This is a genomic window from Cobetia sp. AM6 (assembly GCF_009617955.1).
Taxonomy (GTDB): Bacteria; Pseudomonadota; Gammaproteobacteria; order Pseudomonadales; family Halomonadaceae; genus Cobetia; species Cobetia amphilecti.
The window spans coordinates 2,053,085-2,065,427 of sequence record NZ_AP021868.1 but is presented as its reverse complement, the minus strand read 5'-3'; the positions used below and the strand labels follow the sequence as shown (position 1 = coordinate 2,065,427).

At 62.5% G+C, this 12,343-nt stretch carries 11 protein-coding genes; 7 read left to right on the top strand and 4 right to left on the bottom strand.

From position 1 onward, the window contains the following. The first annotated feature begins 12 nt into the window (after positions 1-12). The 6 genes from CLAM6_RS08790 (at position 13) to CLAM6_RS08765 (ending at position 3,891) form a co-directional block, all read left to right on the top strand. Positions 13-843 carry a metal ABC transporter ATP-binding protein gene (locus CLAM6_RS08790; protein ID WP_082388762.1) on the top strand — a complete coding sequence of 277 codons (831 nt, stop codon included), beginning with the start codon at positions 13-15 and terminating at the stop codon, positions 841-843. A gap of 78 nt (positions 844-921) precedes the next feature. After that, positions 922-1,746, top strand: a complete 825-nt coding sequence (locus CLAM6_RS08785) for a metal ABC transporter permease (protein WP_043334239.1) — start codon at positions 922-924, stop codon at positions 1,744-1,746. Positions 1,747-1,843: 97 nt separating this feature from the next. Beyond that, entirely contained in the window at positions 1,844-2,290 is a 447-nt protein-coding gene (gene hisI, locus CLAM6_RS08780; protein ID WP_043334240.1) for a phosphoribosyl-AMP cyclohydrolase, read from the top strand. Between the two features lie 37 nt (positions 2,291-2,327). Continuing rightward, positions 2,328-2,609 carry a membrane protein insertion efficiency factor YidD gene (gene yidD, locus CLAM6_RS08775; protein WP_206752250.1) on the top strand — a complete coding sequence of 94 codons (282 nt, stop codon included), beginning with the start codon at positions 2,328-2,330 and terminating at the stop codon, positions 2,607-2,609. Positions 2,610-2,758: 149 nt separating this feature from the next. Further along, positions 2,759-3,160: an MbcA/ParS/Xre antitoxin family protein gene (locus CLAM6_RS08770; protein WP_052384668.1), complete on the top strand. Its 402-nt coding sequence runs from the start codon at positions 2,759-2,761 to the stop codon at positions 3,158-3,160. Then, a complete protein-coding gene (locus CLAM6_RS08765; protein WP_172978668.1) occupies positions 3,157-3,891 on the top strand; it encodes an RES family NAD+ phosphorylase in 735 nt (244 codons plus the stop codon). Before CLAM6_RS08770 ends, CLAM6_RS08765 begins: the two co-directional genes overlap by 4 nt. A gap of 198 nt (positions 3,892-4,089) precedes the next feature. On the opposite strand, the gene CLAM6_RS08760 is transcribed toward CLAM6_RS08765, so the two are convergent. Both CLAM6_RS08760 and CLAM6_RS08755 read right to left on the bottom strand, forming a co-directional pair. After that, positions 4,090-4,521, bottom strand: coding sequence for a SufE family protein (locus CLAM6_RS08760; RefSeq protein WP_054556665.1), 432 nt, complete (start codon positions 4,519-4,521; stop codon positions 4,090-4,092). A gap of 111 nt (positions 4,522-4,632) precedes the next feature. Continuing rightward, positions 4,633-5,895, bottom strand: a complete 1,263-nt coding sequence (locus tag CLAM6_RS08755) for a tyrosine-type recombinase/integrase (protein WP_347237582.1) — start codon at positions 5,893-5,895, stop codon at positions 4,633-4,635. A gap of 544 nt (positions 5,896-6,439) precedes the next feature. Here CLAM6_RS08755 and CLAM6_RS08750 point away from each other — a divergent pair. Next, a complete protein-coding gene (locus tag CLAM6_RS08750) occupies positions 6,440-7,405 on the top strand; it encodes a DNA-binding protein (RefSeq protein ID WP_153635768.1) in 966 nt (321 codons plus the stop codon). 230 nt (positions 7,406-7,635) lie between these two features. On the opposite strand, the gene CLAM6_RS08745 is transcribed toward CLAM6_RS08750, so the two are convergent. Together CLAM6_RS08745 and CLAM6_RS08740 are read right to left on the bottom strand one after the other, a co-directional pair. Then, complete coding sequence (locus CLAM6_RS08745) at positions 7,636-9,042, bottom strand: PhoH family protein (RefSeq protein ID WP_043334244.1); 1,407 nt, start codon at positions 9,040-9,042, stop codon at positions 7,636-7,638. 375 nt (positions 9,043-9,417) lie between these two features. Continuing rightward, positions 9,418-12,000, bottom strand: coding sequence for a TRAP transporter permease (locus CLAM6_RS08740; protein WP_153635767.1), 2,583 nt, complete (start codon positions 11,998-12,000; stop codon positions 9,418-9,420). Positions 12,001-12,343 lie beyond the last annotated feature (343 nt).

Sequence of the window (12,343 nt, the reverse complement as noted above, 5' to 3'; positions counted from 1 at the left end):
GTACCTTACGTCATGGTCAGCCCCATCTCCGTCGCGCGCCCGCGCACGGACAGCCATCCGGAGGCGTCAGCCACCGGGCGCAGTGTCGGACCGGTCTTTCGCCCGGTGCCGGCAGATGCACCGGATGCCATTGATATTCGCGGCGTGACCTTCCGGTATGGCGAGCAGGTCATTCTCGACGATGTCGACTTTCAGGTCGGCGCGCGCGAGATCGTGGGACTGATCGGGCCCAACGGTGGCGGCAAGAGCACGCTGCTCAAGCTGATACTCGGTCTTCACAAGCCGGCGGCTGGCTGTGTCCGGGTGCTGGGGCGCACGCCCAAGGCCGCCGCGCGCCATATCGGCTATGTGCCGCAGTTTGCCAACTTCGTGAAGCGCTTTCCCATCCGCGTGGAAGATGTCGTGCTGATGGGGCGCCAGGGGCGTCGTCGTCAGTGGGGACCCTGGCCACGCGCGGACCGTGAGGCGATCGGTGCGGTGCTGGAGGAAGTCGGCATCAGTCATCTGCGCCGTCGGCATATCGATGCCCTCTCCGGCGGTCAGCTGCAGCGTGTGCTGATTGCCCGCGCCCTGGCGGCAGAGCCTCAGTTGCTGCTGCTGGATGAGCCCACCGCGAGTGTTGACAGCGACGGCGAGCGCTCCCTCTTCGAGCTGTTCAATCGGCTGGCCAACCGCATGAGTGTGGTAGTGATCAGTCACGATCTCGGTTTCATCAGCGATTATGTCGATCGGGTCGCCTGCCTCAACCGCAAGATGATTGTCCATGACACCGAGACGCTCACCGCTGAATCGATCGAGCGGCTCTATGGTGAAAACGTCCAGATGATCCATCACCATCACTGATGTCGCGGCCGGTGACTGTCCGTCTGGCCTGTTTCACTTCCTTCACGTCGCCCGCTCTGCGCTCTAGGCTTACATTACATGAATTTCATCACCGCCCTGGGCAGCCAGGATTTTCTCCAGAACGCCCTCTTCGCCGGTCTGCTGGCCAGTCTTGCGGCCGGTCTGGTCGGCCCCTATGTCGTGGTACGCCGCATCGGCTATCTGGCCGGGGGTATCGCCCATACCGTGCTTGCCGGCATGGGGATCGCCTACTTCATGGGCGCAAGCCCGCTGGTCGGCGCCTTCATCAGTGCCATTCTCGCCGCCCTGCTGATCGGTTACATCAGCCTCAAGGGCTTTGATCAGGAAGACACCGTCATCGGCGCGCTGTGGGCCATCGGCATGGCCACCGGCATCCTGTTCATCAGTCAGACCCCGGGTTACAAGGTCGACCTGATGAGCTACCTGTTCGGCAATCTGCTGCTGGTGCCCGCGGATGCCATCGGCACCCTGGCTTGGATGGTGGGAGGTCTGGCGCTGGTGTTGCTGCTGGTGCATCGCCCGCTGACCGCGGTGATCTTCGATGAAGAGTTCGCGCGTCTGCGGGGCGTGCCGGTCAAGACGCTCTACCTGCTGCTGCTGGTGATGGTGGCGATCACCGTCGTGCTGCTGTTGCAGGCGGTGGGCTTGATCATGGTGCTGGCCTTGCTGTCCCTGCCTGCCGCGCTTGCCGGCCATCATGCGCGCTCACTGGGCATGATGATCGTGATCGCGAGTCTGGCGGCCATGGCCTTCACCACCGGCGGGCTGGCACTCTCATGGCAGTTCGACCTGCCGGCCGGCGCGACCATCGTGCTGGTGGCCGGTGTCGCCTACCTGCTGTCGCTCATCTGGCGCAGCGCCCGTGGCGGACTGCGTCGCTGATTCGCGGCTTGTGATATTGAATACTGCGTGAGCCCCTGCCGGCGTGACATGACGCTTGAGGGGGCTTCGATATGGACTCTGCAAGGAAACACCCTCAATGGCACAGGATGGACTGCTCAAGTCGCTGGAGAATGCCGATATCGGCGAGAAGGTCGCGCTGGAAGCGCTGATCGCCGCCTTGCCCTGGAATGGCGACGGGCTGATTCCCGCCATCGCGCAACAGCATGACAGCGGCGAGGTATTGATGATGGCGTGGATGAACGCCGAAGCCCTGCGCGAGACGCTCTCCACCGGTCGCGTGTGCTACTTCTCACGCTCGCGCAGCAAGCTATGGCGCAAGGGCGAGAGCTCGGGCCAACAGCAGAAGCTGGTCAGTACGCATCTGGATTGCGATGGCGATACCCTGCTGGTCAAGGTCGATCAGACGGGCCCTGCCTGCCATACCGGCCGCAAGAGCTGCTTCTACTGGCGCCTGGATGCTGAAGGTGCCGAGATTACCGATGCACCGATCATTGACCCGAACACCCTGTATGGCAACGCCTGAACGCCGCCACTCCCTCAGGCGCGGCGTGACGTCGGTCATGACGCGCCTGCTGACCGGCTTGCTGCGCGGTTATCAGCTGGTGCTCAGCCCGCTGCTGGGGCCGCGCTGTCGCTTCTATCCTTCCTGCTCCAGTTACGGGCTGGAGGCCATCAAGGTGCATGGGCCCCTCAAGGGGTGTTGGCTCACGGCCAGGCGTCTGTCGCGCTGCCACCCGCTGGGCGGGCCGGGTGGCGTGGACCCCGTGCCACCGCGCAAGGGTCACGCCTCGTCTGCCAGCTGCTGCGATGCGCATGATCAGGACGACGCGCCCAGGCCTTGAGGGCATACGCCTTGTGAGTGGCTGGGTCGAGTGCCCTGCGAGCGGCGGAGTCTTGCGGCTGGCTGTACGCATGTGAAGTGTTTCTGTGTTATCATTCACATGTGTATGGCGTCAGCTGTGACGCCATCGTCAGTCAGCAGGAGAATGTCATGTCCACCGCAGCCGCCCTCGATCGTGTGTCCCCGACCAGCCCCAGTGCGGGCCGTGTCGCCCTCAAGTCCTTCTTCAACATCATGGAGAAGTGGCAGTGCAGCGCGGCGGATCAGCGCGTGCTGCTGGGGGGCATCGGTACCACCACCTATCACAAGTATCGCAAGCTGCCGGAAGTGCGCCTGCCCAACGACACCCTGGAGCGTATCTCCTACGTGATGGGGATCCACAAGGCCCTGCGCATCCTGTTCAGCAATACGCCCGAGATGGCCCATGAATGGGTGCGGCGCCCCAATCGTGCGGCGCCATTCAATGGCCAGAGTGCGCTGGACTACATGCTGGCCGGCCAGGTGGTCTCGCTGGCCGACACTCGCCGTTATCTCGACGGAGTGCGTGGATGAGCGAATGGACGAGCGAAGGCAAGCATGTCGATGACTCCGCCCTGCCCGCGCTGACGCTGCCGGACTGGCAGAACGCCTGGCGCGTGATCTCCAGCGCCTTCCCGCCCATTTCGGTATTCGAGGACATTCTCGAGCCTGATGAGCTGGAGATGGCGTTTGCCATTGAGGCGCTGACCAATGATCGTCTGCGCGAAGAAGCCGGCGAGCTGAGTCGCGTCGCACCGCAAGACCGTATCAGCGGGCCGGGCTCCACGCCGGTGATGGCGGCCTTCACGCACATCGGGCGTGCCTCGCGCTTCACCGATGGCAGTTTCGGGGTCTATTACTGCGCCAGTACGCTGGATACCGCGATCAGCGAGACCCGCTTCCACATGGCGCGCTTTCTGGCCGATACCGCGCAGCCCAGTCAGGAAATGACCATGCGCAGCTACGTCAATCGCGTGACGCAGCCACTGCATGACATTCGCGAGGGCCATGACGCTCTCTGTCAGCCAGACATGGCCAGCTACCCTGCCGGCCAGGCCTTTGCCGCCAGGTTGCGAGAGACTGGCAGCTTTGGCCTGCTCTACCCCAGCGTGCGCCACGCTCAGGTGGATGCAAGCGCCGAGTGCGCTGCCATTCTGCGTCCGCCGGCGGTCAGCATTCCCATTCAGGGGCCGCACCTGCGCTATGTCTGGGATGGTCAGCATCAGGCCATGACGCATGTGCTGGAAGTGCGCGAGCATCGCTGAGGGCGTGCAGACGCCCTGCTGAACAGTCTGAAATTACCCTGAGAACGCCCTGGGTGAGAAAGCCCTGAGAAATTATTTAGAAAGACACAAAAAAAAGACGCCCGCCATTCCGCTCGAGATCTCGAGACTGGAATGGCGGGCGTCTTGCGTTACTCGTGTCGGCCCAGACCTGAAGCATCTGCCCCCAGACGACAGGCCTCAGGCGTTGGCGTGCAGCTCGGCGACGCCGTAGATACGCTTGAGCATCGCATGCAGGCCGTTGGAGCGCGTCGGCGACAGGTGCTTGTCGAGGCCGAGCTCGTTGAGGAAGGTCGGCTGGGTGGCGACGATTTCCTGCGGCGTCCGGTCGTTGTAGATGCGCAGCACCACGGCGATCAGGCCTGCCACGATGGCGGCGTCCGAGGTCGCCTGGAAATGCAGGCGCTGCTCGCTGCCTTCGCCACGCACTTCAGGATGAATCCAGACGTTGGACTGGCAGCCGTCGATCTTGGTCTCAGGGCCTTTCAGGGCTTCCGGATATTCCGGCAGCGCCTTGCCCATGTCGATGATGTACTGATAGCGGTCCATCCAGTTGTCGAAGAAGCTGAATTCCTCGACCAGTTCCGCCTGCGCTTGTTGCGCGTCGCTCATGCTGACTCCCGATGATGTCACTGCAAAGTGTCTGAAGATACGCTGTCGCCATGATAACGCCTGACCTCGCCGGACGCACGGCGCCTTGGGGCCTGAGCGTGGTGACAGCGCTCATGAGTCGTGTTCTGGCGCCTCAGGCGGATGGCCTGGCGTCGCCAGCGAATGTCTGGCCATCTGCTGCTGCCACTCGCTGTCCTCGGCGTGCAGGTAGCGCGATGTCGTATCCAGTCGCGAGTGTCTGGCGGAGCGCGACAGAAAGCGCAGCTCTACCCCGGCCTGTGCCTGATGGGTGATCGCGGTGTGGCGCAGCCAGTGAGGGCTTGCCTGATCGAGGGTCCGTGCCATCAGCTCGCTGGCGTCGCCAGGACTCTGGATTCGCTGGCGCATGTCAGCGGCAGCCTGTGAGAATGTCTGCTTGATCAAGCGGTAGAGCTGGTTGTCGCCGAGCGGTGTCGTGCCATCCAGGCGCGCCAGCAGCGGCAGCGACTCGTCGGCGGGCAGCACCTGCGGCAGATCACTGAGCCCGCGCAGGCGTCGCCAGCGAACCAGCGCCTCGAGCATCGGCGGCGGCAGCGGAATCTCGGCCAGCTTGGCCCCCTTGCCTATCACGCGCCACCACCACTGGCCTTCCCGTTTGACGATATCGCCCATCCTCGCGGCGGCCATCTCCGCGATGCGTGGCGCCATCAGATAGGCGAACGCGAACAGAAAGCGCTGGCGCTCGGCCACGAAGCGCTCGCGGGACACCTCATCCTCAGGTGAAGCACCGAGCGGTGTCAGCTCCTCGCAATGCGCTTCGATACGCCCCCACAGCCAGTCCCATAGCGGGCGCTCGAGATAGCGTTCGATGCGCAGCGTGCGGTTGTCCATGCGGCGCTTGTCGCGCATCAGGCGGAACGGGTTGCGTGACAGGTAGCCGGCCTCGATCAGCCAGGCATACATGCCCTGCAGGATCACCAGGCTCTGACGGCGGCTGGCGGGGGCCAGCGGGCCGCGAAAGGGTCGCCACTGCGGATGCTTGCGGGCGCGCACGCTGCCGATCCAGACCTCTGCAGGCTGAGGGTCGGCCAGAAACGCTTCGAAGTGCTCGAGGCGTTCGCGATCCAGGCTGGCCAGGGCGGACTCTCTGCCCTGCTCTCCCTCGGCCTTGAGCCATAGCAGCAGGCGCTCCGCCTCCTTGCGATAGGCGCGCAGCGTCTGAGCGCTGTGGCGATATTCGTTGAGCCAGGCGGCCACGGCTTCGACATCCGTGCGGGCGCGAATCAGTGAGCGATCGTCAGCGGCCGTCAGCTGGGCATGCTGTTGCGCTCTGGATAGCTCACCCTCCAGATGCCCGACCAGCGCGGTGATGCCGTCTTGTGTGCTTTCTTCCACCGATCAACTCCAATTGCTGCCTCTCGCCTGTCTGGCGCGTCATATCAGGCGTACGCCGCTCTGTGGCGCCCCTGTCCTTCTGTAGTCTGCCCTTTCCTGCTCTGCCCTCCCCTGTTCTGTCCTTCCCTGTTCTGTCCTTCCCTGTTCTGTCCTTCCCTGCTGTCCTTCCCTGTTCTGTCCAGGCTTGGCCTGTCCTCGGGGCTGATTGTGACGTTATGGTCATGATAATTCAAGATAAGGCGCGTAATCATGAATTTATAGCTCTAACCGTATCGTAAATTACGTATTACGTAATATGTAATTATCTTTATCTTGTCAGAAAACATCGCTAAGATGGGCACCAGGCTGGGGGTGGATTGATGGCAGAAGAAGGCGAGCGGCATCCAAGGTATTGCTCTCGCCAGATGACGTGGCCCATCCGCTGCCTTTACGTGTATGAGAGCGCGTGCTGGAGAGTGGTAGTTGGCCGCGCTTCGTGGCGTAATGGCGGTCAAGCAGCAACGACTGACGACGTATCAATGACGGACTACGGACGGAGATTCCCATGGCGCGCACTGGCGTCCAGTACGAGGATGTACAACGAGCCATCGAGTCACTGATGGCACGGGGCGAGGCCCCGAGCGTGCAGAAGATTCGTGAAGTGCTGGGGACCGGCAGCTTCACCACCATCAGCGATCACCTGCGTGACTGGCGCCAGCGGCGCGCCGAGAAGCGTGATGAGCCGCTGAGCCAGGCCATGCCTGACAGTCTCACCGAGACCCTGGCCACGGTCTGGAAGGAGGCGCAGTCACTGGCCAATGAAAGCCTGGTGCATTATCGCCAGGAAGCGGACAAACAGACCGTCGAGGCGCGTGAGGCCGAAGCGCAGGCACAGCGCCGTGCGGAAGATGCCGAACAGCGTCTCAGCGCCCTGTCAGAGCAATTGGCCCAGGTGCAGGCGCGCCTTGAAGAGCGCGTGCAGGCCTTGGCGACGCTGACCAATGAGCAGGAGCATTGGCAGCAGCTGCAGGACAAGCTCGAAAAGCGTCTGTCCCTGGCTCAGGAAGATATCGCGGCCATGGAGCGCACGCGCGAAGTGGACCATGAGCGTCATCAGCAGGCGATTCAGGCGCAGGAAAGCGAGTGGAAGGAGCGTCTGGCGCAGGAAGAGGCGCGTCATGAAGCCAGTGAAACGCGCCTGATGAAGATGCTGGATGATGCACGCCTCGAGAAGAGCGAGCTCGACAAGCAGCATCGGCGCCGTCAGGAGCAGCTCGAGAAGCGCGTCGAGCGTCTCGATGCCCAGGCGGCCGAGCAACGCAAGCAGCTGCAGGAAGAAGAACGTCGCCGCTTTGAGGAGACCTCGGCTCGCCAGCAGCGCGAGACGGAGCTCAAGGACATGCGCGCGCAACTGGAGCACTCCTCGGCGGAATACTCACGCCTGGAGGCCCAGCTCGGCCAGCTGACACACGAGAACAAGCTGCTCAAGGAACGCCTGGCCTTTGCGCCCTTGCCGCCCTTCGTATGCTGAAAGCCTTGTCGGGTGATCGCCACGCACTTGCGGCGTGATCACCGTGACTGACATGACGTAATGCACACGAAAACGCCGCCCATCAGGGCGGCGTTTTTTGTCAGTGCTGTCGAGTTCTCATTCTCGTGATGTCAATCTCATGATAGCAAGCTCGTGATATCAGAGCCGTCAGTGTCGTGATGGCGACGCCATCGGGTGACTATCAGGTTGTCAAAAGTGTGGCGAACACCTCACAGCAGCTCTTCCGCGACCAGCGCCAGACGTGAGCGCTCGACGCACTTGAGTGTCACATGACTGGCATGCGGCCACGAGCTGAAGCGCTGCACTGCCACCGCAAGGCCGCAGGTGTTGGCGGTCAGGTAGGGAGTGTCTATCTGACCCACATTGCCCAGCAGTACCACCTTGGTGTTGGCGCCCGCCCGTGTCAGCAGGCCCTTGAGCTGCTTGGGCGTCAGGTTCTGGGCTTCATCGATGATCAGGAAGGTGTCGCTCAGCGTGCGGCCACGCATGAAGGACGGTGAGCGAATCTGGACGCGATTGCCGATCCAGGCGCGCGTGGCCTCCTCGTTCCAGGCGCTGGTGCCTTCTCCCTCCTTGCGCAGCAGGTTGTCCATATTGTCGTGGAAGGCCCCCATCCACGGCGACATCTTCTCTTCTTCGGTGCCGGGCAGAAAGCCGATCTCTTCGCCCATCGCGATCGGCGCGCGGGTGAAGATGATGCGCTCGAAACGCTTCTTCTCCAGTGTCTGCTCGAACGCGGCAGCCAGCGTCATGTAGGTCTTGCCGGTGCCTGCGCTGCCCGCGATCGACACCATGTCGACGCTGTCGTCCATCAGCAGGTTGAGGGCGAAGTTCTGGCGACTGTCATGGGCATTCACCCCCCAGGCGCTGCGCTCGTTGCGATAGTTCTGCAGCACTTCCAGGCGTGCATAGTCGTGCTCCAGCTCGCGCACGATGGCCTCGAAGCTGGCGCCATCATCCCCATCGCAATCCGCGATCAGCATGCCCGGGTACCAGTCCTTGGGCATCTGGCCTGACAGCTCATAGAAGGTGCGATGGTGCTCGCGCGTGACGGTGACATCGACCTGCATGTCGTCCCAGACGCCCTGGCCGTCGTGGCCGGCCTCATGAAAGAGCTTGACGCCTTCGATCATGGCGTCGCTGTCGGTGAAGGCGCGATCCGTCAGATAGTCTTCCACCGCCATGCCCAGGGCGGCGGCCTTGATGCGTAGATTGATGTCCTTGGTCACCAGGATGACCGAGGCGTCCTGGCAGCGTGCAGACAGGCTGCGAGTCTCGGCGAGAATGCGATTGTCGGCACAGGCGTCGCTCTGATCGACATGGCCGGAGAGGAAGTGAAGGTTGCCCGCGCCATTCATGGAAGGCGGGAGCGGAATTCCACGCAGGATTTCCTGAGGTGTGACATCCGCGGTGAGATCGGACAGCGTGCGGCTGATCTGGCGGGCGGTATGGGCAATCTCCTTGTTGCCATTCTTGTGCTTGTCCAGCTCCTCCAGCACCGTCATCGGGATGACGACATCATGCTCGTCAAACTGGAACAGGGCTGAGGGGTCGTGAATCAGCACGTTGGTATCGAGGACGTACAGACGACGGGACTGCTTCTCGACTCTTACCATTGGCGACATGCCTTCCGTTGGAGTGTGCCCCTTGAAGCTAGCATGATGAATATGTCGATCGTGTTGCAAAAACGCGTTCATATTTCACGCTAGCCTTGCAGACAGGTCACGCAAGGCAGGCGCATACTGTTGCTCCCTCATGAAATGCCCTCTTGCCTTGTGCCTGACGCATCATGCTGAGCAGCGCCACCTGGCAGTAGAGAGAGCCAGCCGCGCCGCAGGCAAAGTCAGCGCCTCCGGTATAAGTCAGCGCCGCAGGCATGAAAAAGCCGCCCACCGAGCATCTCGGGGGCGGCTTTTGTTTATCCCCTCACGGCATCGGCCGTGAGGGGTGGCGCTCAAACGCTATCTTGTCGCGCGGATAGCGCGTCGGCGTCAGGCAACGGCGGGTTGCTGACGGCGTCGACGTACCTGCAGGAAGCCGATCAACCACAGCAATGCCAGTGCCGGCAGCATGGCGATTTCCTTCGGCGGACGCTCAGCCGTCTGCTGGATGCCATCGATGGTGTAGTCGAAATCGATGCCGGCCTGCTGTGCCACGCTGCCGTACTCGATCATGCTGACCAGCACCTGCTCGTCGCTGATATCCAGCGTCAGACCGACATCGGTCAGACGGGCTTCGCCACTCTCGGCATCAGAGACCGGTAGCAATACGGTCTTGGAGACCTCGTCGCCATCCAGGTTGATGCCCGAGACGTGAATCGGCAGCTTGCTGTCCACCGGCGCTTCGGCGATCAGCGTCTCGATCTGCTGCGGCGCGGCCATGGTGGTGGGCGGATAGATCATGTCCCACCAGTAACCCGGACGGAACAGCGTGAAGGTGATCAGCAGCAGACCGATGGTCTCGTACCAGCGCGTACGCGTCAGCCAGTAGCCTTGCGTCGCCGCCGCGAAGACCAGCATCGCCGCGACGGCCGAGGCCACCGTGATCGCCAGGTGCCAGTAGCTGTCGATGTTCATCAGCAACAGGTTGGTATTGAAGATGAACATGAACGGCAGGATCGCGGTGCGGATATCGTAGGTGAAGCCCTGGATACCGGTCTTGATCGGGTCTGCCTTGGCGATCGCGGCCGCCGCGAAGGCGGCTAGCCCCACCGGTGGCGTGTCATCGGCCAATATCCCGAAGTAGAACACGAACAGGTGCACGGCGATCAGCGGCACGATCAAGCCGTTTTCCGCGCCCAGATTGACGATGACCGGCGCCATCAGCGTCGAGACGACGATGTAGTTGGCGGTCGTCGGCAGGCCCATGCCCAGGATCAGGCTGATCACGGCAGTGAAGATCAGGATCAGCATCAGGTTGCCGGCCGAGATGAACTCGACGAAGGCGGTCATCTTGAGGCCCAGCCCGGTCAGGGTCACGGTGCCCACGACGATACCTGCCGCCGCGGTGGCCACACCGATGCCGATCATGTTCTTGGCACCGATCACCAGGCCATGGAAGAGGTCTTCGCCACCGCGTTGTGCGGCGCCGCCGACATTGCCTTCCTTGCGGAAGATGGCCACCAGCGGACGCTGGGTCACGGTGATGAAGATCATGAACAGCACGGCCCAGAAGGCCGATAGCCCCGGTGACATGCGCTCGACGGTCAGGCACCACACCAGCACCACGACCGGCAGCAGGAAGTAGAGACCGACCTTGACGGTCGGGCCGACCGGCGGCAGTTCATCGATGTCGCCTTCCCCAAGTTCCGGGAAGCGTGCTGAATAGGCGATCAGTGCCACATAGGAGGCCAGCAGCAGCGGCAGCACGATCCAGACCGCGCCATCCCCCGCCAGGGTCTTGATCCAGCCGATGCCGTAGTAGACGACCAGCGTGAGTATTCCCATGCCGATGAAGACGGTCAGGAAGGTCAGCAAGGTCGCGATCATGCTGGTCTTCTGGGTGCGCTTGAGGCCTTCCATGCCGGCCTTGCACGCTTCCAGGTGCACGATGTAGATCAGGGCGATGTAGGAGATCAATGCCGGCAGCAAGGCATGCTTGATGACGTCAAGGTAAGGAATGCCGACATATTCGACCATCAGGAAGGCCGCGGCGCCCATGATCGGCGGCGTCAGCTGGCCATTGGTGGACGCGGCCACTTCCACGGCGCCCGCCTTGGTGGCCGGGAAGCCGACCTTCTTCATCAGCGGGATGGTGAAGGTGCCGGTGGTGACGACGTTGGCGATGGAGGAGCCGGAGATGATGCCGGACAGGCCAGAGGCGACGACGGCGGCCTTGGCCGGTCCGCCACGCATGTGGCCGAGCATGGAGAAGGCCATGCGGATGAAGTAGTTGCCGGCGCCAGCGCGTTCCAGCAAGGCACCGAACAGCACGAACAGGAACACGAAGTCGGTGGAAACGCCGAGCGCGACCCCGAATACCCCTTCCGTGGTCAGCCACTGGTGGCCGAGCAGCTTGTTGAGGCTGGCCCCGGCATGCGCGATGACATCGGGCATGTAGGCGCCGAACAGGCTGTAGAGCAGAAAGACGCTGGCGACGACCGCAAGGGGCGGCCCGAGTGCGCGACGCGTGGCTTCCAGCAGTAAGACCAGGCCAATCCCCGAGAACACCAGGTCCACGGTGGTATAGGCGCCAGCGCGACGTGCCAGTTCATCACTGAAGATCAGCACATAGGCGACACCCGCCACGGCAAAGATCGCCAGGGCCCAGTCATAGAGGGGAATGCGATTGGCGGGAGCGCCCTTGTAGGCCGGGTACGCCACGAAGGCCAGCGAGATGGCAAAACAGAGATGCACGGCGCGCGCGGTGTCGGAATTTAGCAGTGACAGCGGCGAGGCGTGGTAAAGCTGAAACAACGACCATGCCAGTGGAATCAGCCACATGAAGTGGCGGCCCACGAAGCCCACGGGATGACGGCCGCCGGTTTCCGACTCCAGCATCTCGAGGACTTCAGCATCATGATGCGTCTCGGCGTCTGGCGCCTGAGACGTTGCTGCAGTTTGGGTTTTGGTCATTTTTTGTGATCCGGTACGCGAGTCAGGCGATGGCTGACAGGTCACCTTCTTGCTCGACCAGAAGGCCCTGCTCAACCACATGCTTATCAAGCTGGTTACGTCTTCAGTATGTCCGGCCTGACAGATGTTTCCATTGATTCACCCGATCAGGGCGCAAATTATCTGAACGATGTCCTGAACGGGCAGCGAGCTAGGCTCGTGACGAGCGTGAGACCTTGCCTGGTTACGCTTGTCCATGCTGCGGCTGCCGTCACGCCACTTGCTACTTGCCACTCGCCACTCGCAGGCAAGTCTTGGCGGCGCGCTGACGGCGGGTGTCTCTGCTGCGCTTTCCCTGCTCGAC